Consider the following 22457-nt stretch of genomic DNA (forward strand, 5'->3'; position numbering starts at 1 on the left):
GCCATGACCGACTCCTTATTTCGCATCCTCGCCCTCATCCGCAAGGAGCTTCTGGCGATCCTGAAAGATCGCAAGAGCCGGGTCACGGTGTTCGTGCCGCCCATTTTGCAGTGCCTGATTTTTGGCTACGCCGCCAGTTACGATCTGAACCATGTCCCCTATGTGCTGCTCGATCGCGATCACAGTGCGGCGTCGCGGGCCTTCATCGCCACCCTCGATGGTTCGGGCACTTTCGATCGTATCGCCACGCTGCAAAACGCTTCCGACATTGCCGACCCGATCACGGATCGCCGCGCTGTCCTCGCGGTGATCATCGACCGGGACTTCGAGCGCCAATTGATGGCGGATGGTACCGCCAAGGTCCAGGCGATCGCCGACGGGCGCAACACCAACACCGCCGGAACCGCGCAAGGGTATGTGAGCACCCTGGCCGCGAACTTCGTGCAGAGGTGGCGCCAGGAGAACGGCGTTACGCCGCCGCCCGGCATCAAGGTGACGCCCCGGGCGTGGTATAACCCCAACCTTGAGACACAGTGGATCATGATTCCCTCGTTGATCGGGACGATCACCATGATGATGACGATGAGCCTGACCGCCATGTCGGTGGCTCGCGAACGGGAGGCAGGCACTTTCGAGCAATTGCTGGTGACGCCTTTCCGTCCCTACGAGATCATGGTCGGCAAGGCATTGCCGTCGATGATCGTCGGGCTGATTCAGGCCACCTCGATCCTGCTGGTCGCCCAGCTATGGTTCCAAATTCCCTTTGCGGGCTCCTACTTCGTGCTTTACCTGAGCCTTGCCGAGTTCCTGGCGGCATCGGTCGGGATCGGCTTGTTCCTCTCCTCCATCGCCCGAAACATGCAGCAGGCCATGATCGGTACGCTCGTGGTGATGATGCCGTTCATGCTGCTGTCCGGCTTGACCACGCCGGTGATGACCATGCCGGACGCACTCCAATACCTTACCGCCGTGAACCCGCTCCGTTATGCCATCAGCATGACGCGCCAGATCTATCTGGAGGGTGCCGGCATCGTCCAGCTGCTGCCCGAAATGCTGGCACTTCTGATGATTGCGGCCGTGACGCTGCCCATCGCCGCCTGGATGTTCCGCAACAAGCTGGCTTAGTGCGGACACAGTAGAACGGCAGGCGATGGTCTGGATGAAAAAACGCACAACAGATACACAACGACATTGAACACCAAGCTCCAATTTTCACTGTCACTATTCGCAATGAGCCTGGCGGCATGCACGGTAGGTCCAGATTATCGGGCGCCTGTTCCGGCCGTTCCGGATCGATGGCACGCAGATGAGAAGATCGGCGCCGATCTGCTATGGGCCAAACCGGAAAATTTGAAGGCATGGTGGCGAGCCTTCGGCGATTACGAACTGGATCGCCTCATGGATCGAGCTTTGGCGCGCAATCTCGACGTGAAAATCGCACTGGCCCGAATCGAACAGGCCCGAGCCGAACGGAGCAGCACCCGCGCAGAACTGTTTCCGTCGGTCGATGTGACGGGGGGCGTGCAGCGCCAAGATAACCCGATGCCCGGCCTGAGGCCGGGCATACGCTACAACCTGTTCGAGATCGGCTTCGATGCCTTGTGGGAAATCGATCTGTTCGGACGCCAGCAAAGGCGCCTCGAGGCGGCCTCGGCGGAGCTGGAAGCGGCCGGTGACCAATACGCTCAATCCCTGGTGACGTTAAGCTCCGAGCTGGCGCGTAGTTACATCGACTACCGCAACGCTCAGGCCCTGCTGGCCATCACCCGATCGAACCTGGACAGTATGCGGCAGACCCTGGCGCAGACCGAAAGGCTGCTGCAAGAGGGCATCGGAACCCGCCATGATGTGGTGCGCGCCAAAGCCCAAGCGGAGACCACCGAGGCGCAGATTCCCACCCTGGAAGCCGGCAAGACCGCTGCCCTGCGTCAATTGGAAGCGCTGGCGGGCCAGCAGCCCGGTGCGCTGGCCGCCGAGCTGGATGCGCCCGGTCCCTTTCCCGAAGCACCGGGGCAAGCCATGCTCGCTTCGCCCGCCGATACCATCCGCCATCGGCCTGACCTGCGCGCCGCCGAGCGCCAGTTGGCGGCCGCTACGGCGATGCAGGGGGCGGCTATCGCGGAGCTGTTTCCGAAAATCTCGCTGTCGGCGTTTCTGGGATTGCGAAATACCGATATCGAAAGTTTGTTCAAGTCCGCGGCGTTTTCCTATGGCAACGCCGCCAACCTGGTGCAGCCCTTGCTCAACTTTGGCCGCATCAAGGCAGGAATCAAGCTGGCCGAGGCCAAACAACGGGAAGCCTATTTTGCTTACGAAAAGGGTGTGCTGGAGGCGCTCAAGGAAACCGAAACCGCGCTGACTCGCTATCTCAAGGAAGAGATCCGACGTCAAACGCTGGCACGCGCGGTGGAGGACCAGCAAGAGGCGGTGCGTTTATCCCAACTGCGCTTCGAAGCCGGCGTCATTTCCCTGCTGGACGTGCTGGTTGCACAACGCGCCCTGTATGCGGTGGAAAGTGAACTCGCTAATTCACGAGCCCTCACTGCCGTTAATCTGATTTCTCTGTACAAATCTCTGGGAGGCGGGGCTAACGCCACGCCGCCGCTGGTTGCTGCCGACGGCAAGAAATCATGAGTTTGTGAGTCATCGGCGCGCCTGGCTCGAGAGGGGTAGGGTAACGCATTTTGCTGGCCGGTGGTTCTTTATCAGCTCGGCATGTCCGGCTGAGCTTAACCTCAACCTGGCGTCAGACCAGCCGGCTTAGATGCGTCAGAGTAGAGTCGATTTAAGCCTTTTCTGATATGCCCGACGTGTGCTCTAAGCTTCAACCTGACACCCCGTACCCTTGGCGTCAATGCCGTTAAGTTAAGACGAATGACGTCACCCCGGCAGGGAAGGGTGGCTTCGGTGCTCCAATCGCAAACGGTCATCCCAGGAGCGCTGGGATGACCCTTCCAATCGCAAACGGTCGCTTTAGTCGCGACCCTTCCAATCGCAAACGGCCTGGCCGGGAGCGCCGGCCACGCCCTTCCCGAAGACACCGTTTGCGATTGGAATGCCGGGGTCCAGACGCTATGGATGGCAGAGGCCTCTCACTTCCTTGTGCACTGGATTCATGCCGCACAGTCCCTGTGCGGCACCCTACGGGCGCTTCGCGTGCAAATCGGCCTCGCCACGCTACGCCGTCCCGCTTCGCTCGCGAGTCCTGGGCAGTCCTTCCCTGGCCTGCCCGCTCGCCGCATTGCGCCTCGCCCTGCCGATTTGTCCGGCACAAATTTGCCAGGAGCAAATTTGGACGTGCGGAGCACGGTCCGTAGGACGAACCCCAGGGATGGGGTGAGCAATCCCTGCCGGAAGGGGCGTTCTGGCGCTCCCAGAACGACCGTTTGCGATTGGAATGACGGCTTAACTTAACGGCATTGACCCTTGGCGTACAGGTTTTTCCGTTTTCTGCACCGGCCCCATAAAGCGCTGGGACTGCAATCCGCGCGATTTCAGTTAAGGGACGATCATCCCAGCCGGCTTTTAAGCCGGGTCAGCGTCTCCATCCGCTCATGCAGGACGGCAATAATGCGCGGTGGTTTTTCTTCCGGATGGATATAAAAAATATAGTGGTGTTCACAGCGGCTCACCCTGACCTGGGGATACCGCTCGGAAAAGCTGCGCGAAGGCACGGTCCGGGCGGCGATCTCCCGAAGATGCTTGTCCAGCAGCCCGGCATAGCGTAGGGCTTGTCTTTGACGCCATTGCTCTAGCGTGTAACGGGCAATCTCCCTGAGGTCTTCCTCAGCGGGGGCGGTTAATTCATAAGGGAGCATTCCCTTACCGCGCTTCCCGATGGATTTCCTCGAAGATCTGTTCGACCGATTTGTGGACGGCGGCGTCTTTCGCAGCCTTGATCCGTGGTTCCAGGAAGGCTTCCAACTGGCGAAGCGCTTCGTCTTCATCCGCTGCCGCGATATCCGGTAACACGCGCTCCAGAACATAATCCTTGATGCTCTGACCGCGCAAAGCCGCCACAGCCTTGAGCCGTTGATGTTGTTCCGGGGTCACTTCAATCGATAAACGCATCATGTCCTCCTGCTGGATTAAGGCACTGTCTAGCTTAGCGTGATAAACAACATTAGCACAAATGAACATTTGTTGTTTAGATTATTCCTGAGCAATCCGCCGCCCGTTTTCCGGCGGATCCGCGCCAGGTGCCTATCGAGGGCCTCTTAAGCCGCTTGCCGGCACACATCGAGACCCAATACGCCTCCACGCCAGCACTGAATTTAGCATGCGACAAGTTTCCCGATCGCGAGCGATGAGAGACCGCAGGCCTTAAGCGCCGGCCAGGTAATCGCGGACCATTTGAATCAACAGCCAGCCGAGCATCAAGATCACCGTGACAAAGATCATCGCGCCGAAGAACTCGATCACCCGGAGGATGCCGACCTACACGAGCATGACGGCGTGATACGGCAGAGCGAGGACTCTAGCGACCGCTCGAGCGCCGGTTCACGTCATCCGCCCCGCCCGAGCGATAGGCGCGACCGCCGCGATTGCATCGGTGCGCGTGGGCCAGACCAGGCGTGGACCCTTCAGCGGCGCCCGTGCGCGGCGCGCCGTTCCCGACCGAAACGGGACAACGTTCGCCCTGTTCAGGCCTGGCTTTTTCGCCATGGTTTACCCCTGTTCTATGATCGGCGCTCGCGCGTGGGTGACCGGATCTTTGAGGCAGGTGGTCATCACTGTGGCCGCAGCCCCTCCCACGTCGCCGGCTAAGAGGCTGACCCCGACGAGGATGGCCAATTGCTCGCGGGCACTGCGTTGCATCGCCATGCCCGCTGACGCGCTTCGGATGGCGCTGTGGCGCCGGCAACCGCCGCGCGGCCAACTGCTGCATCATTCCCAACCGGGCGTGCAATATGCCAGCCGGGTGTTTCGGGGCCTGCTACAGGCGTATGGCATGACCGGCAGCATGATTCGGAAAGGTGGTTGTTGAGTGGGGTGTCCGCTGCTACTTGACCAGGTCAGCCTATATTGCCGAATAGGAAGATAGATAGAAGGATAGATCAAGAAAATATAAAGGATACTTTGTCAGGCAGGGGACGTGTGGTACACCGTAACGGATGATAAACAAAAACCGTTTAATTGTTTGGTGGGCATAAAGGAGAGACCGATGTTAAGCATCGAGAAGGCAAAACGGGAGGATGCTCGGGCGGCCTGGGAGATAAGGAATACTGCCGTCCTCAATCAATGTGCTGGCCACTATTCCGGCGATGCCCTAAAAGTGTGGACTGGTGGTATGTTAACGGAGGATTTCATAGATCACGTCGAGAAACATTTCTACGTGGCGAAGTATCACCACCAAGTGGTTGGCACGGGCATGATCAATATCGATACCGGAAAAATTGACGCCGTATTTGTCCATCCAAACCACATGAGAAAGGGCATAGGAAGGGGGATTGTCACATTCCTTGAGGAGATCGCCTTAAGCCATGGGTTGGAGACGCTAAATTTGGAGTCGACGTTAAACGCCGCGGCGTTTTATCGAGCATGCGGTTTTAAAGGAGATGAGATTGCTACCTATGTCTCTCCACGAGGTATATCACTAGACTGCATCCCTATGATTAAGGATATCTCGCCCAACAACCGCTTGCAGCCGACGTCGGCGGCTGAAGCGGGGCGATAGGCGCCAGAAAGATGTCTCGCCTTTGCATCATTTTTGACCTTGACGGCACGCTGGTGGATAGCGAGGGCCTGTGTAATCAAGCGTTCTTGGATCTGCTGCCTGAGATCGGTGAAACCCTCGAGTCAATGGTCGAACGATACCGGGGGACGAAACTGGCGCTGATACTCGCTGATCTTGGGGCTCGCATCGGTCGACCGCTACCTCCGAATTTCGAGGCGACCTATCGCGCTCGAGTCAGCGAGCTTTTCCGGATCGACCTGCGCCCTACACCCGGCACTATCGAGATGCTTGAGACGCTCAGCTATCCCAAGTGCGTTGCGTCCAGCGGCCCTCCGACCAAAATCGCCGAAGCCCTGCTTTCAAGCGGCCTTTCGAAATACTTCGGCGACCATGTGTTCAGTTCCTATGAGGTGGGTTCGTGGAAACCGGATCCGGGGCTGTTTCTCCACGCAGCACGGTCAATGGGATACTCTCCCAATCAGTGCATCGTCGTCGAAGACAGCCCTGTCGGCCTACAAGCTGCGGCAGCCGCTGGAATGACGGCGATCCACTACTTGCCTGGGTCACAATACAGCGAAATGTTCGGACAGTCTCATGCAGTCGTTGGCCGTATGGCTGACCTTCCTAGGCTCATCGATGCTGCATCCCAGGGCGTCTAACCTGGGGTTCGAGCGGAACACAGCGGCTGGCGCCGGCGTGCCCGCTAAACTTCGGTTTACAGCCGGAAAGGAGGAGTTACGCCTATGCGCCACCCAGTAGTTGTTGCTGCCACCTGGATGGTTGGCGCTTTACTCTCATTTTCCGCGATGGCCGTTGCGGTACGCGAACTTTCCGCGAACTTTGGCACGTTCCAACTTCTTGCCATCCGCAGCCTCATCGGCTTGGCTGTTATCTCGGCCATACTCACTAGAGTCGGTTGGACGCAGGTCTCGTTTCGGAACGTTAGAATACATCTCGGGCGGAACTTCGTTCACTTTTGTGGGCAGTTCGGTTGGTTCTATGCCATTGCGTTTGTTCCGCTGGCGGCGGTGTTTGCCATTGAGTTCACCGTGCCGCTCTGGACGGTGGTATTCGCGGCACTACTGCTGGGTGAGCGTATCTCCCCGAGTCGGGGGCTGGCGGTTGTTCTAGGCATCGCCGGTGTTTTGGTTATCCTTCGTCCCGGCTGGTCGGTCGTTCATCCGGCGGCGCTTGTAATGCTGGCCGGCGCCTTTGCGTATGGACTGTCTCATACGCTGACCAAGAAGCTGGCGGGGCGAGATACACCGCTGTGCATTCTCTTTTACATGATGTTGATTCAGTTGCCTCTAGGTTTGGTGCCAGCGGTGTTTACTTGGGTTACCCCTGCAGCAGCACATTGGCCTTGGCTCATCGTGGTCGGCATTACCGGGCTCAGTGCGCACTACTGCATGGTGCGGGCACTTTCCCTGGCGGATGCCTCGGTAGTGGTGCCCTTAGATTTCCTGCGCTTACCACTCATAGCTCTGGTTGGCTACGCGCTTTACGGTGAGCGTGTAGATGAGTATTTGGTTTTGGGCGCGGGCTTGATACTGGCAGGCAACTTTATCAACCTGCATCGGGAGCGGAAGAAAATTAAGCCGCTAGAGCCCATTCCGCAACCACGAGCCTGATTTTGCTCTAACGAGTGCGTCAAGCCGACAAGCCCTCTATGGTTACGCCGTTCGGGCCTTGCGGCTTACGTTGGCATTATTGCTTCGGTAATTAAAAGGCGATTTTCAGCAAGCACAGATCAGCGCAAGTGATTGATCTACAGTGCTACAGGAATTAATTGGAAATTCATCATCAGGAGGAGGGATGAATTGTGTATCAAATTTCGATTGTCATCTTTGATGAGTTTACGGATATCGATTTTTTCTTAATGAGAGACATCCTGGGACGGACAAGAACAGACTGGAAGGTAAGAGTTCTTGGAACAAAAAGCACCCACACGTCTACGCTGGGTATGACGGTAAAAACCGATGGCCATGTATCAGAGGCAAATGCCTCTGACGTGGTTTTGTTTGTTAGTGGTTATAAGGGTGTGCCAGCCGCATTGGAAGATGAAGAATTTGTGTCTTCCTTCAAATTGAATCCACAAAAACAACTCATCGGCTCGGTCTGCGCAGGTTCGTTCATTTTATCCCGACTTGGTTTATTGAAAGGTATCAAAGCGACAACGCATCCAGATGCTAAGCCGGGTCTTGTGGCTATGGGTGTCGATGTTCAAGACAAAGCGCTGGTAGTGGAAGGCAATATTGCTACGGCGGGCGGGTGCTTATCGGCGCTATATCTGACCGGGTGGTTGGCTGAACGTTTGTGTGATGAATCCAAGCGGCGCGAGATACATAGGCAGCTCGTTCCGGCAGGGCAGGCCCGCATTTTTGAGGAGCTCATTAAGTCATCCATTGAGGCTGCGAAGGTAAGCGAATCGCATAACACAATGCTCCAGCCGGCGTCAGGGCGCGACGCAGCCTTCCGCGGCTGAGCTTGGCGTTAGGCACCAAGAAGGTTTGGCCCCTGTCATGGCGGAACTGATCGAATTCGAGACTAAGCGGCTTCGTTTGCGGCAGTGGCGGGAAAGTGATCTTGAACCTTTTGCCGCCATCAATGCCGATCCGCAAGTGATGAAGTTCTTTCCCAAACCTTTGGAGCGTCGGGAGAGTGACGAGATGGCGGATAAGATCCGCTCGCTCATTGAACTGCGTGGCTGGGGATTCTGGGCTGTCGAGGTTAAAGGCGGTGAACCTTTTATCGGCTTCGTCGGACTGCATGTGCCAGCCCCGGCATTGCTATTCTCGCCGTGTGTAGAAGTTGGTTGGCGGCTTTCAGTAACCCACTGGGGCCGAGGGTACGCATCCGAGGCCGCCCATGGTGCGCTGCAGATAGCATTCCTGAGGCTCGGCCTGCCCGAGGTTGTTGCCTTCACCACCATGGGCAATCGGCGGTCTCGCCGGGTCATGGAGCGTCTTGGCATGCAGTATAGCCGCGAATTCGAGCATCCGGATATGCATGATGACAGCATGCTCAGGCCCCATGTACTGTACAGGCTTCACGCTGCGTGCTTCAGGAAGGCCGCCAGCAGGCAAGAAATTGAAGAGAAAGGCAAAAGAGCCTAACTACCGCTTTCGGGCACCACCGGGGTCAGGTCTTCCACACACGCCCACACCCTGTCATCTCCCCCCATGGCAAGACCTCTCCGCATCGAGTTATCCGGCGGCCTCCATCACATCACATCACGTCCCGTGGCGATAGGCGCGAGGACATTTATTTTTCCGATATCGACCGCGAGGCTTGGCTGGCGTTGCTGGGGCAGGTTTGCGCGCGGTTCAACGGGGTTTGTCAGGCTTATTGCCTGATGTCCAATCACTATCATCTGGTGATTGAAACGCCGGAGGGCAATCTCGCCCGAGGCATGCGCCAGCTCAACGGGGTTTATACGCAAATGGTAAACCGAACGCACGGGCGCGTCGGGCATGTTTTTCAGGGGCGATACCAGGCGATTCTGGTGGAGAAGAACAGCTATCTGCTGGCGTTGGCGCGTTATGTCGTGCTGAATCCCGTGCGTGCCGGGATAGTCGGCGATGTCGGGGATTGGCCGTGGAGCAGTTATGCGGCTATGGTCGGCTTGGCGCCCTCGCCCGCCTGATTGCAAACCCATTGGCTACTGGGCCAGTTTGGCCGGCAACGCAAGCGTGCAATCGCGGGGTATATTAATTTTGTGCGGGCTGGCGTTGGCTTGCCGAGCATTTGGGATCATCTGTAAGGCCAGATTTATCTGGGTAGCCCTGAATTCATCGAGCGCATGCAATCCAGCCTTGCGCCGGATCAGCCGCTGGATGAAATCCCCCGCATGCAACGGCGGCCGATGGCGAAGCCCTTGGCGCATTATCGAACGGAATAGGCCGACGATCCGCGCACCGGCATGGCGCTGGCCTATCTCACCGGCGATTATGCGATGAAAGCCATCGCTCGGGAATGCGGAGTTCGTCGATCTCATCCAAGACCACGGCATTCGGATCAGCATGGGTGGCAAAGGCCGCTGGGTCGACAACGTGTTCGTCGAACGGCTGTGGAAAAGCGTGAAATATCAGGAGGTCCACTTGCATGCTTACGACACGGTTTCCCAGGCACGAGAAGGCTTGCAGCGGTATTTCAAGTTCTACAACGAACGTCGACCCATTCATCGCTTGACGGCAAGACCCCCGATAGCGTGTACTTCGATCCGCTGCCCATTCAACAGGCAGCCTAAACCGCAGAAGCCCACTTAGGATCGGGAAAATTCTGTCCAGAAAACCGGGGCCACCGCTGATTTCCAGTTCGAGCCCATCATTTCAAAAAATCGAAGCCGGGCTCATAGGGCAACAAAAAGCAGGTTTTTCTACAGCTTCGTTAGACTGCAGGCTGCAACTGAAGAGAAGGTGAAGTATGCGAGCCTTTGCACAAAAACAGAATCAAGCTCAAAAGCCGGCATCCTCAAGCCTTGCCCGGCCTCGGAAGACGATACTTGGGCCGCATCATCATGAGCATCATATCCTCCTTCTGCAGCGCGCGATCGGGAATCAAGCCGTACAGCGGCGGTTAGAAGCAAATACGGTGAATGTCGAAGGAGACTCGACTACTACCAAAATTGCCCGCTTCGGTCACGATTTCAGCCGGATACCCGTATACGCTAAAGTGCCCATGAAGACACAGACAAAACTGACGGTTAAGACTCCAGAAGACGTATACGACCAGGAAGCGGACCGGATTGCCGATCGGGTGATGGCAACGGCAGCGCACTCCGTCGTTATCGGCGCGCCACCAGGTATCCAGCGCTTCGGCTACGGCTTTTCAAGGCTGCGGGTGCATTCCGGCATCGGCACTGCTCCCGGGGAACTGGACCACCCACCCCTCCGCATCAGCGCGCGCATACCCACCACCTTGCCCGCCGCGACACCCGCATGGACAAGGAACGGCGAAATAAACCTCGGTCCCGCCGGTCTGTTCATGCCGCCGCGGGAGCAACTCCGGATGCTGCGTCACGAAGCCTTCCACCGGCTGCATCAGCGCATCGCGCCCGTCAGCGATGCACCGGAGGCGCGCCTGCGGGCCGAGCGGCTCGCGACCCAAGCGGAGACGGGCGCGGCGCTGCTTCCCGTTGCGTTGCCACCCGCGCCCGCGCTGCTGGCCTTCCCGCCGCAGAAGTATACGCCGTGGGACAGGGTCTGGATCGGCAACGACGCCATCATCGGCGAAGTGACGGAGGGAGGGGTCGCCGCGCGCATCTTCCTGAGCTACAAGGACCTCGGGATCACGAAGGCGCCGGAATCGCAGACCTACCACTGCGGCAAGCACGATCCGGCGCCGATCCCGACGCTGGTCAAGCGGATGCGAGCCGCCGCAAAGCAGGCCGCCGTGCTCAACGGCAAGATCACGGACAGCACCTACTCGCTGAGGACCAGCGTGATCGCCATCTCGAAGGGCGCGAACAGCGCATTCCGCGTGTTCGGAGGCCAGGGCGTGCTGGTGATCAAGCAGGAGGATTCCTGGGAGGGAACCATTGCCCACGAGGGCTCGCACGGGATCTTCGCCTTCCACCTTGGCGACCGCGTCCCCAAGGGCGCGCCCGACCTGCTGGCCAAGGGAGTGGCCGAGCTCTTCCTCGAGCTGCAGAACACCGCGCCGGTTTCGCTCCCCAGCGCACCGTTCGATGCGAAGCACCTGCCTCCGCTGAAGGACGACGGCAAGACCACGACCCATCCGGCGGGGCTGGTGATGGTCGCCGACACCCTGTGGGCTGGCGGCGGCGGACATCCTTGGGACAACGCGGACGAGTTCTTCGCCAGCGCGTTCGGCATGTATCAACAGAAATCGCTGTTCGACCAGATTGTGCGGCACTACGGCAAGGCGGATCCGAAGATCCCGCCACTGGCGAAGAAGCTGTCGGCCCTGCTCGCCGCGGTCGGGGACCCGAAGGCCGTCGCGGGACTCAAGGTGCCGTCGAGCACGAAGGCGGTCGATGCGGAGCTGAAGCGGATTCAACCCACGCCGGAGGTCGTCGCGGGGCTCGACGCCTCCGTCGACCTGCTGCTCGATCCCACCACGCTGCGCGGACCACAGACGATTTTGTGCCCCGGCGCTAAGCCGCCCACGGCCGGAACAGGGGCGGCCAGCCAGAAAGCGACAGGGCCATGAAAGCCATGCTACCCAGAGCGAGCTAGGGATTTGCCCTCACTCAACAGCTTGTTCCTGCAACGCAAGTGTCCATGCGGCTCCAGGGGCGACTTTTCCAGAGTTCTTGGGCGGAGTACATAGCCACAGCCACGACTGCGCCTAACAACGGCATCAACCCGACGCCCCGACGCTGGCTTTTTGGGAAGTAGTCTGTGGTCCTGCCCCGTCCTTCTGTTGCCGAAACCGGGCACGTCGACCGTGGTATCGAGTTTCACCGTCGCGCCCAGCGGCCAAAGAACGCCGAACAGCCGTTCGTCCGCCTCCTGATCAGGCGGCGAATCCGGGCTGTCCAAGGTTTCATCACCGCTCGCGCCCGATGCACATGTTTCTTCCACCGGCACGCGAAAGCTCGTCGCGGTGGCTTCGGCCCGCGGTTCCAGATCGATGGGATCGGGCTCCGGCAGGGGCGATTGCTGCTCGGCCGGCAATTCGTCGATGGCCGCCAGGGCCATGGTTGCCAGCGTGGCGCGGACCTCGACGACCAGCCGTCCGCCGGCCAGATAATTGGTCGGATAGATCCGGGAGACGCCGAACTCACCTTCGTAGCGGCCCTCGTCGTACTGGTCCAGCAAGGTATCCTTGACGGCGAATTCGCCGATCTCGGTCACCAGCCGTCCGACGGAAAAGGTGCCGTTACGGCCATGGATGGCGCGAATGTACAGGGTTCCGCTGAGTTTGATCACCCTGAAACCGACCAGCACAGCCTGGCGCGCCTGGATGGCCGGCATCAATTGGCGGACAACCGCTTGTGCATCCTGGCCGTTCACCCGGCAATCGAAGCGGGTATATTCGACGGCATCCGCCGCGCCGTGCAGAGCGGATACCTCGACCGCCAGAAACGGCTGGCCGCGTCTGATCGGGGCCTCACGCACGCGGTTCAGATAGCCGACGCCGGTGATATGAAGGTCGAAGTATTTTTCGTCGGGTGGGTTCATGGGGTTTCTCCTATAGGCATGAATGAACCGGAGAAATCCCGACCCGACCGGGGTATGGGTTCCCCCGGAGAAGGTAGAAGATGCCTGCGGCGCTCCCGAAGGAGCGACCATCGTTCGAGCAGGCCCGCGATGGTGAAGGGTGCGACTGAGCCGCAGTCGCCACGGTTGAAACTCCTCCAGAAGCTGCCGAAAACCTACTGCGCGCCGCCATGACTGCGTTGCTCCAGGGCTCAAAATGCTGATGAAAAACTTCCTTGTTTTTCACCCGAACGGGCGCGCTTTCGCGCGTCCTACTTCTCTCCCGGAGAAGTAGTCATGTACTCTATGTACACTCCGGTTTTTCGCCCTTCGCGCCTTGTCCTGCCGGCGCTCGGCACGGTTTTTACCAGCTTCTAGGCCAAGGCCACGAACAATACGAGCATCATTAATACCGTCGCCTTGACGATATGGGTCTGGACCTGCATCAGCGACAGCCGCTCGCGGCGCCAGCCGATGTATTGCATCAGACTCACCCAGGCGGTGCACAGCAACAAGCCCACGGCCAGCGTCTGTAGCACCAAGGCCTTTACCGCTCCGAGGCCGATGCCGGAACCGCTGGAGAATGCCGCCGAGGGCGAAAGCGGTGCGTGGGTCGACGGGGTTATCCCGATCGTAGCCCCCGGTGCGGGTGTGGCCGAGCCGGTGGATGGTCCGCCGGACACGCCTGTGACCACCGAGACATCGAATCCGCCCAAAGCCGAAAGATACGTGGCGATCGATGTTCCGTTGCCATCCCGGACCGAGCCGGTTCCGCCCGAACTCAGGAAGCGGCGCAGCCCGCCGACGCCGACCAGGTGAGCGCCGGCGAGCAGGCCCGACGGTGTGATCAGGACGCCGCCGACCGTTTGTCCCAGATAGCCGTCGAGATCCAGGTTCTTGATCTGCGACCACTGGGCGGCACTCTGTAGGCGGTCACCGCCTGAGTCTGCACCGAAGGGCGGCTCAGGAAATCGGCCGTATTCCGGACGCCGTCCTTCCCGGTCCAGCTTCCCCGCCAGTCATTCCTCGCGGTGCCGTCGGGCCGGTAATAGCCGGCTTCTGCCAAGGCCTGCTCGCCCATCTGGTAGAGACCCAAATACCCGTAATCATTGCGGGCACCGGGGTTGTTTCCGGACTCCACCCTCGCCAGGTGGCCCAGATAATCGGCATAGTTCCCTGCCGCCAAAACGATGCCTGACATAACCGCTAATGTGACCAACGCCGTGCGCCAGACTTTCGGACAAAGATGGCGGTTTACGCCCACGTCACGGCTCCCGGCGACGCTCATCGATCGATTTCGCGCAGGCCAGAGCCGCATCGGTGACCGGCCTATGCGATCCCAACCGACGCGAGCGGCCCTGTTCACTGAGAACCAGCCCGTAATCTTGGGACGGCAAGACAATGACGCCGTACAGGGATTCGGCGTCGCAGCGGTGCGGCCTGCACAGATCGAACAGGACAACGTTTACCCCGTCATGTTCGAAAATGCGTACCGGACGCGAGGGACCGCTGAGCTTTCGGATCCACGGTGCCTCGTTCCGGGTGAGCACGGCGTGTTGTCGGCCGATCGCGGGGACCGACTCGATCAGGTGCCAGGGCAAACCGGCATACGGCGGATCCCCGGCGTAGCGCAAGACGCCGCCCCCTGGACAGGCGTCGCGCCGGGCCAATTCCTGTTCGGTCGGCAGCAGGTTCACGCGCTCATCCACCGCCGCATTGGCCATCGCCGCGTTGGACAGGGAAACCAATGCGAACAGCCATTCGATGTGCCGAATCCTCATCAATCATCTCCTTCAACGCGGTTCATGCGATTTTGGATCAAGACCTTCACGCGTCCCGGCCACGCGATATCGACGAACCGCACGGGTCTGCCGTCGGTGCCCGCCGAAGTCAATTCCAAGGTGCCGATGTTCACCAGACGCTCGAACCAGGATTGTCTGAGGGTGATCGAGCGGATGTCCTGAAACCGTAAGCCCACGGTATCGCGGGCAACCAGGCCTTCGCGGGCTTCGACCCCGGTCTCGGAAACCACATAGGCGGCCGACAGCCATTCGGTCCACAGCCAGAAGAGCAGGGCGCCGGACAGGAAACCACCCATGAGTGTCAAGCCGTTGAGCGTCCAAGTCAGCCCGGTGTTCAGCACCGAAGGATCGATCGGCAATAAGGCCAGGAGGGAACTCAGCAGGCGGTGCGGCATAAACGCCAGCAGCACGCCGATGCCCAATACCGGCAGCCAAGCGGCATTCGCTCGCACCACGGCGGGTCGGAATACTCGTGTGGCTCTTTTTTCCGAACCCACCTTCATCGAGTGCCTCTCGGTTCGCTGCAACAACCCGCCTGGACGCGCGGCTTGCGCCGTCGGTTCGTTTGATCGGCGTGCCGAAACGGCTTCGGCACGCGGAAACTCCGGCTCGCGCCGAAGAATGAAACCGCCGTCAGGACAACTTTCCACCGCATAGCACCTTCCCGATTCGCCCGACAGCAATTCGCGCATGCGGGTCGCGAGGCCGAATGAACGGAACGGCAGGCCGTCGAGGTTGTAGATGGCGTCGCCGATCCGCATCGGGATTCCCGTTACTCTTCGCCGGGATCACTGGGCATCTCGGTGGGCGCACCGGCACGCGGCCGATACGTGACGGATTCGATGCATACCGGGTCGATGCCGATGCGACTGGCCGTCAGCCGTAATTCGCGATGCTCGGCGCCCTCGGCGTCCTCCCAGGATTCCTCCCGCAGCTGGCCATCGACCTGAATCCGGGCGCCTTTGCGGAGCACTTTGACCGCCGATTCTGCACGGGCTCCCCACACGCTGACGCTGAGCCAGAATCCGCCCTCGTCCTCGATGGAACCATCGTCTTGCGGAACGCTGCGATCGAAGTAGACGCGCAGATCCGCCACCGACCGGTCCTCGCCATCGACTTGGACGGTGCGAAGCACGGGTGCCTGACCGAGGTTGCCGACGCCGGAGAACTGATTGCTCATGCCCTGGACTCCTGAGAAATGCCGCTGTTTGCAATGAGCCATAGATGCCCGATTTTTCGCCCGATGACCACCCAAAACCGATCATTCGCCGGTGACCGGTTTCCGCTTCTTGAGCCGGTTTCAATGTATCAAGGCGGTCGTGAAGGAGGTTGAAAGCGATATGTGCCAATACGGCATCTGTACGGAACCTTGTTGGAAGTTCCGAGGTCATATAAACTCGATCCGTATAATTTCCGTATCAATGATTGAAACCGCCATGCCTACTGCGACCACACCCTACGAGCGCATTGACCTCAGGACCTCGCCCGAAATCAAGGCACTGATCGTTCGCGCCGCAGCCACGGCCGGCGTTTCCGTGAGTGCCTTTCTACTGGGCGCCGCGCAGGAGCGCGCCAAACAAGTTCTCAGCGAGGCGGAATTGATGACGCTGTCGACGCGTGACTGGGAGGCTTTCTTTACGGCTCTGGACCATACCGACAAGCCCCGCCCGAAATTGTCGGCCGCCATGCAACGGCATCGTGAATGGCAATCCGAACGTGAATCCTCGTGACGGTTTTCTACCGGAAGCGATCGAGGCGCTTCACGTCCATCATGATCGGCGAAGCTTTACCTGCGGCGACCCGGAACTGGACGGCTATCTCAAACGCTTTGCGCGTCAACATGCCGAAACCAAGGTCAGCCGAACCTACGTTGCCGTCAACGGTGCTGCGATTCTCGGTTATTACAGTCTGGCCCTATCGGGCATTCGCAAGGATCAGTTGCCGTCCCGGTATCAATCCCGCTTTCCGAATTACCCATTGCCAGTAGCTCGTTTGGCCCGGCTGGCGGTCGACCATCGCTATCAAAATCGGGGCTTGGGCGAACTGCTATTGGCCGACGCGCTGTCCCGGTGTCTCCGTCTCTCGGAGGAAATCGGCATGGTCGGCGTTGTGGTCGATGCCAAGCATGAGCACGCCAGGCGCTATTATGAGCGTTTCGAATTCGAACGATTCCCCGATGCCCCGCTCACCTTGTGGTTACCCACGGCAGCCATTGCCAAACTGTGAACCGGCACATCGAATTAAGTGTGGACGCGAGGGGTTAGTATCGACCTATACCCTGTCAATCTTCGCCGCGGGTTAGGGCATGATCTCATCCGTGCTCATTGGCGATCCGCGCCCAGGCGCTGGCCAACGCCTCGATACTGGATGTGTTCATGGTGTCCGTCATGGTTCGATCCCATAGCGGTTTTCGTCGTCGGCATCCTGGCGCACGGCGGATAGTTGCTTCAGCAGCCCCGGCAGCGCCGTTTGCACCGTGTCCCACACCATGTCGAGGTTGATGTCGAAGTAGCCGTGGGCGATGCGGTTACGCATGCCGCGCATGCTGCGCCAAGGCACCTCGGCGTAGCCGTCCATTACCTTCGTAGCGGCTTCACCGATGATGATGAGGCTCATGATGACGGCCTGCTGGGTGCGCTTGTCCGCCAGAAAGTCATCTTTACTCAAGCCTTCGACGAAGCTGCACGCATCCGTCGCGGCCTGCCGCATGTGGTCGAGGTAGTCGGGCAGGCGGCTCTCGCTCATACCGGCTGGGCTTCCGCGAGCACCTTGGCTCGGACCTTCGGCGGCAGGTCGGCCGGGGTCAAGAGATCAACATGGACGCCGAGCAGCGCTTCCAGCTCGTCCTGCAAACCGCCCAGATCGAACAACGTCGCGCCGGGTAATGCATCCACCAACAGATCGAGGTCGCTGCCGTCCCGGTCGGTGCCGTGCAGTACCGAGCCGAAGACGCGCGGGTTCGCCGCGCGGAAGCGGCTCGCCGCTTCGCGGATGGCGCTTCGTTTGAGGTTGAGCGCAACGGATGGTCGGATGTGACACCTTTCCTTATCTCAACTCGTTGAGACGGTAAGAAACCGATAATAGCATTTCAAGAACGATTTTCGAGAACAGCAAAGCGGGACTCGGGCGAACTGCTATTGGCCGACGCGCTGTCCCGGTGTCTCCGTCTCTCGGAGGAAATCGGCATGGTCGGCGTTGTGGTCGATGCCAAGCACGAGCACGCCAGGCGCTATTATGAGCGTTTCGAATTCGAACGATTCCCCGATGCCCCGCTCACCTTGTGGTTACCCACGGCAGCCATCGCCAAACTGTGAACCGGCACATCGAATTAAGTGTGGACGCGAGGGGTTATTAACCCGGCCTATATTTATAGGCCGGGTTAATCCGGGGCAGGGATGCCCCGGCGCGGCGACAAGCCGCGTGAGCCCAGGCCGGGCGTGTAACCGACCTGGGCGGCGGCCCGAAATACCAGGAGGGTATTTACGGGGCTGATTAATAATTCAATTGGCGCCCCAGATACGATTCGAATGTATGCCCATCCCCTTAGGAGTCCCGGTACGCTGCATTAAAGAAAGCGCAAGTTGATCGCAAATTTGACAACCTTTCCCGTCACCACTGTTTTTGAAGCGCTGTGCAATGTAGGCAGGCTGAATTTCATAAATCAGGAAACTGCGTTCAATCAAGTCTGACTTCCATTATCGTTTGGACGAATTTGAGAGGGTCATAATGAGCGAAAAAGCATTGGTAACCATTACAGATGCCGCAAAGATCATCTCCGTGAGTCGCGCGACGGTCTACAGAATGATTCAGGCCGGCGATTATGATCAGCAAATTGCACAAGGAAAGAAGTCCAAGGAAGACGTACCGCAAGCGATTCGAGGCTATTTAGGGTGTCGATTCCCCAGAATGATCCGTTTGGGGCCTCGTTGCGTGCGCCTGAACCGGGCGGAAGTGGAGGCATGGATAGCTTCGAGAGCCTCCCAAGGCGTGTAACGTCATGCACTACGGCGATGGGATGAGAACTGCGGTGGGCTACGAAACTAGTCGTAACTTATTGATTTGGCGGAGAGGGAGGGATTCGAACCCTCGTGCCGGGTTTCCCCGACCATCCGATTTCGAGTCGGCGCCGTTATGACCGCTTCGGTACCTCTCCCCGGAAAAGGCTGATATGATACGACACTCTTGTTGAGAACTAAATGGTGGGGGACATGAATTTGTCTGAAGTCATGCCCTTCGGCCTAAACCTGAAAGACACCTTGGGCCGAAGTTTAGATCATGCGAAAAATGTAGACGATAAAAACAAATTCATAAGGGGGCGACAAAAAAAATCAGCATTAAAGCAATCCAACGTTTTCCGTTTCCTCGCTTATCTCTTCTTCACGGCTTCTTTCTCGGGGTGTACTCAAGAAACATCCCGGCCTTTAACCCAGTTGGAACGGATCAAGCAATCCGGTGAACTGCGGGTCGTAACCCGGTACGGGCCTTCCACTTACTATGAAAGTGTCAATGGAGCGGTTGGTCTGGAGCATGACTTGGCCGAGCTATTCGCCAGGCGCCTCGATGTCAAAGTGAAATTTATAGTGTCGGATTCGGCTAAGCAGGCAATCCAGACTCTTGATGACGGAGGCGCGGATATAGCGGCAGCAGGGCTGCTTATCGATGTGGTAAGGAAAAAGAAACTACGCTTTGCACCGCCTTACCGCGTTCTTACCGAACAAGTCTTGTACAGTGACGGTCGTCCGCGCCCGAACAGCATCGCCGATTTGGCCGGAGGCGTGTTGGAGGTTTCGGCGGGTACCAGCCATGTCAACACTCTCAAAGCGCTGAAGCGCAACTATCGAGACCTTAATTGGCAAATCAATTTCGATCAGGACGTTCACGAACTTCTGTTTCTCGTCAGTGAAGGGTTGGTCGATTACACCGTCGCCAATTCGGATCAAGCACTGATCATGCGGCGCTATTATCCGAAGCTGCAAGTCGCCTTCGATATCGGCAAAACCCGGGAGCTAGCCTGGGCTTTGCCCATGTCCGAAGATTCCAGCCTATATGACGAGACCGTTCGGTTTTTTCGGGAGATCAAGGAAAACAAGACACTGGATCAGTTGATCGATCGTTATTACGGCCACGCGGAAGCATTCGACGTGGCTTTGGACAGTTCTCTACGTCGCGATTATTTGACCCGTCTGCCCAAATTCAAGCGATGGTTCGTGCAGGCGGGCAGACGTTATGACATCGATTGGCGCCTTTTGGCGGCCATTGCTTATCAGGAATCGAAATGGCGCAGCACGGCCGTCTCCGCCGAAGGTGTGCGCGGCATGATGATGTTGACCGGCGTCACCGCCAAGGAGCTGAAAGTAACTGATCGATTTAATCCGGTCCAAAGCATTTTGGGCGGCGCGTCTTATCTTCGGCAGACTTTGGCTAACATTCCGTCGCAGATCGAAGACCCGGATCGTACCTGGTTTGCCTTGGCGGCCTATAACCTGGGTTATGGCCACATCGAGGATGCCCGGAATCTGGTTGCGCGGCGCGGTGGCGATCCCGACAAATGGATCGAAATCAAGAAAGTGTTGCCTCTGCTCGGGAAACCGAATTGGTATCGCAAAACCAAGTACGGTAAAGCGCGTGGCGCCGTGGCCGTTCATTATGTGAACAGCATACGCCGGTACTACGATCTGCTGGTTTGGCTCACCGAGGAAAATGCAACCGGCAAGATGGCGATGGGACCGGAAAAGTCCCGGGCCGAGGGCGTTTAGCGTCGTTCCTGAAAAAAGCGCTTGAGGAGGGTGCCGCACTCCTCCTTCAAGACGCCGCCCTGATATGCGACCTTATGATTGAGGAACTCGGTATCGGCTAGCTGCAACGCGCTGCAAACGGCGCCTCGCGTGGGATCCGGGGCGCCGAACACAATCCGTTTCACCCGGGCGTGAATGATGGCGCCCATGCACATCACGCAAGGCTCCAGCGTCACATAAAGAACGGTATCGACCAGCCGATAGTTACCAAGATTCGCGCCGGCCGCCCGAAGCGCCATGATCTCGGCGTGAGCGGTAGGATCGTTCGTGCCGATCGGGCAGTTCCGGCCTTCGGCGATCAATGCATTGTCCTTGACCAGCACTGCGCCCACCGGCACTTCGCCCATGTCGCCAGCCTGTTCGGCAAGCGCCAGGGCATGGCGCATCCAGTCTTCGTCGCTGGGAGCCATGGACAGGGGATCATTCCCACTCAATGGTGGCCGGCGGTTTGCCCGAGATGTCGTAGGTTACCCTTGATATACCGGGTACTTCGTTGATGATCCGGCGAGAGACGAGATCGAGAAAGTCGTAAGGCAGATGCGCCCAGCGGGCGGTCATAAAGTCTATCGTTTCAACGGCGCGCAGCGCGACGACGAAATCGTAGCGGCGTCCGTCGCCCATGACGCCGACCGATTTGACCGGCAGAAATACTGCGAAGGCCTGGCTGACCTTGTCATACAGTTCGTGCCGGCGAAGCTCTTCGATAAAGATGGCATCGGCGCGGCGCAGCAAATCGGCATAGTCCTTCTTGACTTCACCCAGAATGCGCACACCCAGGCCGGGGCCGGGAAACGGGTGGCGATAGACCATTTCATAGGGCAGGCCGAGTTCCAATCCGATCTGTCGGACCTCGTCCTTGAACAATTCCCGCAACGGTTCGACCAGCTTGAGATTCATGTTTTCCGGCAGGCCGCCTACGTTGTGATGGGATTTGATGACGTGGGCTTTTCCGGTCTTGGAGCCGGCGGATTCGATGACGTCCGGGTAAATCGTGCCCTGTGCCAGCCAGCGGGCATCGGTGATTTTGCCTGCCTCTTCGTCGAAGATTTCGACAAACAGTCTTCCAATAATTTTTCGCTTTTGTTCCGGATCGTCGACGCCTTCGAGCCCTTGCAGGAATCTGTCCTCGGCATCAACCCGAATGACTTGGACGCCCATATGCTGAGCAAAGGTGGTCATGACTTGGTCGCCTTCGTCGAGGCGCAGGAGTCCGGTATCGACGAATACGCAGGTGAGGCGATCGCCGATGGCTTTGTGCAGGAGTGCCGCGACAACCGAGGAGTCCACGCCGCCGGAAAGCCCGAGAACCACCCGGTCGCTCCCTACTTTGGCGCGAATGTTCTGCAAACTGTCCTCGATGATATTACGCGGCGTCCATAGGGCTTCGCAGCCGCAAATATCCAGCAGAAAACGTTCGAGGATGCGCTTCCCCTGCCGGGTATGGGTCACTTCCGGATGAAACTGGAGGCCGTAGTAGCCGCGTGCGTCGTCGGCCATGCCCGCAATGGGGGCGCTTTCGGTAGAGGCGATAAGTTTGAAGCCGGCCGGTAATGCCGTTACCTGATCGCCATGGCTCATCCAAACATCGAGCAGACCGTAACCTTCCGGCGTCGTGTGGTCTTCGATGTCGTATAACAGGCGGGAGTGGCCGTGGGCGCGAATCTGCGCATAACCGAACTCGCGGTGGGTGCAGGCTTCCACTCGGCCGCCCAGCTGCTCGGCCATTGTTTGCATGCCGTAGCAGATGCCGAGTACCGGCACGCCCAGATCGAACACCATGGCGGGGGCGCGGGGAGTGTCCGCCAGTGTGACGGTTTCCGGCCCTCCCGAGAGAACGATGCCCTGAGGCTGATACTCGCGAATGAATTGCTCGCTGCAATCGTACGGATGAATCTCGCAATACACGCCGATCTCCCGGATGCGGCGTGCGATCAATTGTGTGTATTGCGATCCGAAATCGAGAATTAAAACTTTTTGGGAATGGATATTTAATGCCATGGACAGGTACGTTTGCCTT

27 protein-coding genes, 1 tRNA gene and 2 pseudogenes are annotated in these 22457 nt (G+C 58.7%); 16 read left to right on the plus strand and 14 right to left on the minus strand.

Annotation, left to right across the window (positions count from 1 at the left end; all coding sequences use genetic code 11):
• The first annotated feature begins 3 nt into the window (after positions 1-3).
• Together ACR2TX_RS10455 and ACR2TX_RS10460 are read left to right on the plus strand one after the other, a co-directional pair.
• Complete coding sequence (locus ACR2TX_RS10455; RefSeq protein WP_077732640.1) at positions 4-1125, plus strand: ABC transporter permease; 1122 nt, start codon at positions 4-6, stop codon at positions 1123-1125.
• Between the two features lie 66 nt (positions 1126-1191).
• Positions 1192-2634 (plus strand): efflux transporter outer membrane subunit, encoded by a 1443-nt coding sequence (locus ACR2TX_RS10460; protein WP_346425859.1) that lies wholly within the window; start codon positions 1192-1194, stop codon positions 2632-2634.
• Positions 2635-3509: 875 nt separating this feature from the next.
• Here ACR2TX_RS10460 and ACR2TX_RS10465 read toward each other — a convergent pair.
• From ACR2TX_RS10465 to ACR2TX_RS10475, 3 genes are all read right to left on the minus strand, one after another.
• Positions 3510-3818 carry a type II toxin-antitoxin system RelE/ParE family toxin gene (locus tag ACR2TX_RS10465; protein WP_077732642.1) on the minus strand — a complete coding sequence of 103 codons (309 nt, stop codon included), beginning with the start codon at positions 3816-3818 and terminating at the stop codon, positions 3510-3512.
• A 4-nt stretch (positions 3819-3822) separates the two neighbouring features.
• Entirely contained in the window at positions 3823-4071 is a 249-nt protein-coding gene (locus tag ACR2TX_RS10470) for a DUF1778 domain-containing protein (protein ID WP_077732643.1), read from the minus strand.
• A 597-nt stretch (positions 4072-4668) separates the two neighbouring features.
• The gene (locus ACR2TX_RS10475; RefSeq protein ID WP_168175546.1) at positions 4669-4818 is read right to left on the minus strand and encodes a hypothetical protein; all 150 of its coding nucleotides are present in this window, start codon (positions 4816-4818) and stop codon (positions 4669-4671) included.
• Between the two features lie 346 nt (positions 4819-5164).
• Between ACR2TX_RS10475 and ACR2TX_RS10480 the strand changes: the two genes are divergently transcribed.
• The 8 genes and pseudogenes from ACR2TX_RS10480 (at position 5165) to ACR2TX_RS10515 (ending at position 11851) form a co-directional block, all read left to right on the plus strand.
• Entirely contained in the window at positions 5165-5677 is a 513-nt protein-coding gene (locus ACR2TX_RS10480) for a GNAT family N-acetyltransferase (RefSeq protein ID WP_077732644.1), read from the plus strand.
• A gap of 11 nt (positions 5678-5688) precedes the next feature.
• Entirely contained in the window at positions 5689-6336 is a 648-nt protein-coding gene (locus ACR2TX_RS10485; RefSeq protein ID WP_077732645.1) for an HAD-IA family hydrolase, read from the plus strand.
• Positions 6337-6420: 84 nt separating this feature from the next.
• Positions 6421-7308, plus strand: a complete 888-nt coding sequence (locus ACR2TX_RS10490) for a DMT family transporter (protein WP_077732646.1) — start codon at positions 6421-6423, stop codon at positions 7306-7308.
• A 191-nt stretch (positions 7309-7499) separates the two neighbouring features.
• On the plus strand, positions 7500-8162 hold the full coding sequence (locus ACR2TX_RS10495; protein WP_077732647.1) for a DJ-1/PfpI family protein: 663 nt from the start codon (positions 7500-7502) through the stop codon (positions 8160-8162).
• Between the two features lie 37 nt (positions 8163-8199).
• Entirely contained in the window at positions 8200-8793 is a 594-nt protein-coding gene (locus ACR2TX_RS10500; protein ID WP_077732648.1) for a GNAT family N-acetyltransferase, read from the plus strand.
• A gap of 66 nt (positions 8794-8859) precedes the next feature.
• Positions 8860-9668 (plus strand): annotated as a pseudogene (locus ACR2TX_RS10505) (transposase); the annotation flags it as partial.
• A pseudogene (locus ACR2TX_RS10510) lies at positions 9661-9926 on the plus strand (integrase core domain-containing protein); the annotation flags it as partial. The pseudogenes ACR2TX_RS10505 and ACR2TX_RS10510, both read left to right, overlap by 8 nt.
• A 431-nt stretch (positions 9927-10357) precedes the next feature.
• Positions 10358-11851 (plus strand): hypothetical protein, encoded by a 1494-nt coding sequence (locus ACR2TX_RS10515; protein WP_077732649.1) that lies wholly within the window; start codon positions 10358-10360, stop codon positions 11849-11851.
• A gap of 8 nt (positions 11852-11859) precedes the next feature.
• On the opposite strand, the gene ACR2TX_RS10520 is transcribed toward ACR2TX_RS10515, so the two are convergent.
• Both ACR2TX_RS10520 and ACR2TX_RS10525 read right to left on the minus strand, forming a co-directional pair.
• Positions 11860-12825, minus strand: coding sequence for a DUF3275 family protein (locus ACR2TX_RS10520; RefSeq protein ID WP_077732650.1), 966 nt, complete (start codon positions 12823-12825; stop codon positions 11860-11862).
• 392 nt (positions 12826-13217) lie between these two features.
• Positions 13218-13382 (minus strand): DUF3262 family protein, encoded by a 165-nt coding sequence (locus tag ACR2TX_RS10525; RefSeq protein ID WP_434132456.1) that lies wholly within the window; start codon positions 13380-13382, stop codon positions 13218-13220.
• 25 nt (positions 13383-13407) lie between these two features.
• Here ACR2TX_RS10525 and ACR2TX_RS10530 point away from each other — a divergent pair, with 25 nt between their 5' ends.
• Positions 13408-13662: a hypothetical protein gene (locus tag ACR2TX_RS10530; protein WP_434132094.1), complete on the plus strand. Its 255-nt coding sequence runs from the start codon at positions 13408-13410 to the stop codon at positions 13660-13662.
• 28 nt (positions 13663-13690) lie between these two features.
• Here the strand turns inward: ACR2TX_RS10530 and ACR2TX_RS10535 are convergent, their stop codons facing one another.
• Genes ACR2TX_RS10535 through ssb form a run of 4 tightly spaced genes read right to left on the minus strand, consistent with a single transcriptional unit; the run spans position 13691 to position 15825 of the window.
• Positions 13691-14131, minus strand: a complete 441-nt coding sequence (locus ACR2TX_RS10535; RefSeq protein WP_434132095.1) for a hypothetical protein — start codon at positions 14129-14131, stop codon at positions 13691-13693.
• Positions 14109-14624, minus strand: coding sequence for a hypothetical protein (locus tag ACR2TX_RS10540; protein ID WP_434132096.1), 516 nt, complete (start codon positions 14622-14624; stop codon positions 14109-14111). The genes ACR2TX_RS10535 and ACR2TX_RS10540 overlap by 23 nt, the downstream gene beginning before the upstream one ends.
• Positions 14624-15406 carry a PH domain-containing protein gene (locus ACR2TX_RS10545; protein WP_156879671.1) on the minus strand — a complete coding sequence of 261 codons (783 nt, stop codon included), beginning with the start codon at positions 15404-15406 and terminating at the stop codon, positions 14624-14626. Before ACR2TX_RS10545 ends, ACR2TX_RS10540 begins: the two co-directional genes overlap by 1 nt.
• A gap of 11 nt (positions 15407-15417) precedes the next feature.
• Positions 15418-15825, minus strand: a complete 408-nt coding sequence (ssb, locus tag ACR2TX_RS10550; RefSeq protein WP_434132097.1) for a single-stranded DNA-binding protein — start codon at positions 15823-15825, stop codon at positions 15418-15420.
• Positions 15826-16081: 256 nt separating this feature from the next.
• Between ssb and ACR2TX_RS10555 the strand changes: the two genes are divergently transcribed.
• Together ACR2TX_RS10555 and ACR2TX_RS10560 are read left to right on the plus strand one after the other, a co-directional pair.
• Complete coding sequence (locus tag ACR2TX_RS10555) at positions 16082-16375, plus strand: DUF1778 domain-containing protein (protein WP_434132099.1); 294 nt, start codon at positions 16082-16084, stop codon at positions 16373-16375.
• Positions 16362-16871 (plus strand): GNAT family N-acetyltransferase, encoded by a 510-nt coding sequence (locus ACR2TX_RS10560; RefSeq protein ID WP_156879668.1) that lies wholly within the window; start codon positions 16362-16364, stop codon positions 16869-16871. Before ACR2TX_RS10555 ends, ACR2TX_RS10560 begins: the two co-directional genes overlap by 14 nt.
• A 159-nt stretch (positions 16872-17030) precedes the next feature.
• On the opposite strand, the gene ACR2TX_RS10565 is transcribed toward ACR2TX_RS10560, so the two are convergent.
• Together ACR2TX_RS10565 and ACR2TX_RS10570 are read right to left on the minus strand one after the other, a co-directional pair.
• Positions 17031-17390: a HepT-like ribonuclease domain-containing protein gene (locus ACR2TX_RS10565; RefSeq protein ID WP_077730312.1), complete on the minus strand. Its 360-nt coding sequence runs from the start codon at positions 17388-17390 to the stop codon at positions 17031-17033.
• Positions 17387-17677, minus strand: a complete 291-nt coding sequence (locus ACR2TX_RS10570) for a nucleotidyltransferase family protein (protein ID WP_077730313.1) — start codon at positions 17675-17677, stop codon at positions 17387-17389. The genes ACR2TX_RS10565 and ACR2TX_RS10570 overlap by 4 nt, the downstream gene beginning before the upstream one ends.
• Positions 17678-17830: 153 nt before the next feature.
• Here ACR2TX_RS10570 and ACR2TX_RS10575 point away from each other — a divergent pair, with 153 nt between their 5' ends.
• Both ACR2TX_RS10575 and ACR2TX_RS10580 read left to right on the plus strand, forming a co-directional pair.
• Positions 17831-17959 carry a hypothetical protein gene (locus ACR2TX_RS10575; RefSeq protein ID WP_276205391.1) on the plus strand — a complete coding sequence of 43 codons (129 nt, stop codon included), beginning with the start codon at positions 17831-17833 and terminating at the stop codon, positions 17957-17959.
• 412 nt (positions 17960-18371) lie between these two features.
• Positions 18372-18638, plus strand: coding sequence for a helix-turn-helix transcriptional regulator (locus ACR2TX_RS10580; RefSeq protein ID WP_139841076.1), 267 nt, complete (start codon positions 18372-18374; stop codon positions 18636-18638).
• Positions 18639-18705: 67 nt separating this feature from the next.
• Here the strand turns inward: ACR2TX_RS10580 and ACR2TX_RS10585 are convergent.
• Positions 18706-18798, minus strand: a tRNA-Ser gene (locus ACR2TX_RS10585).
• Positions 18799-18853: 55 nt separating this feature from the next.
• On the opposite strand from ACR2TX_RS10585, the gene mltF reads away from it, so the two are divergent.
• Positions 18854-20401 (plus strand): membrane-bound lytic murein transglycosylase MltF, encoded by a 1548-nt coding sequence (mltF, locus tag ACR2TX_RS10590; protein WP_168175408.1) that lies wholly within the window; start codon positions 18854-18856, stop codon positions 20399-20401.
• Here mltF and tadA read toward each other — a convergent pair.
• Together tadA and guaA are read right to left on the minus strand one after the other, a co-directional pair.
• Positions 20398-20850: a tRNA adenosine(34) deaminase TadA gene (tadA, locus tag ACR2TX_RS10595; protein WP_077730316.1), complete on the minus strand. Its 453-nt coding sequence runs from the start codon at positions 20848-20850 to the stop codon at positions 20398-20400. The genes mltF and tadA overlap by 4 nt on opposite strands.
• Before the next feature lie 10 nt (positions 20851-20860).
• Positions 20861-22438 carry a glutamine-hydrolyzing GMP synthase gene (guaA, locus tag ACR2TX_RS10600; RefSeq protein ID WP_077730317.1) on the minus strand — a complete coding sequence of 526 codons (1578 nt, stop codon included), beginning with the start codon at positions 22436-22438 and terminating at the stop codon, positions 20861-20863.
• Positions 22439-22457 lie beyond the last annotated feature (19 nt).

It is taken from the genome of Methylocaldum sp. GT1BB (genome assembly GCF_051027545.1).
In the GTDB taxonomy this organism is placed as follows: domain Bacteria; phylum Pseudomonadota; class Gammaproteobacteria; order Methylococcales; family Methylococcaceae; genus Methylocaldum.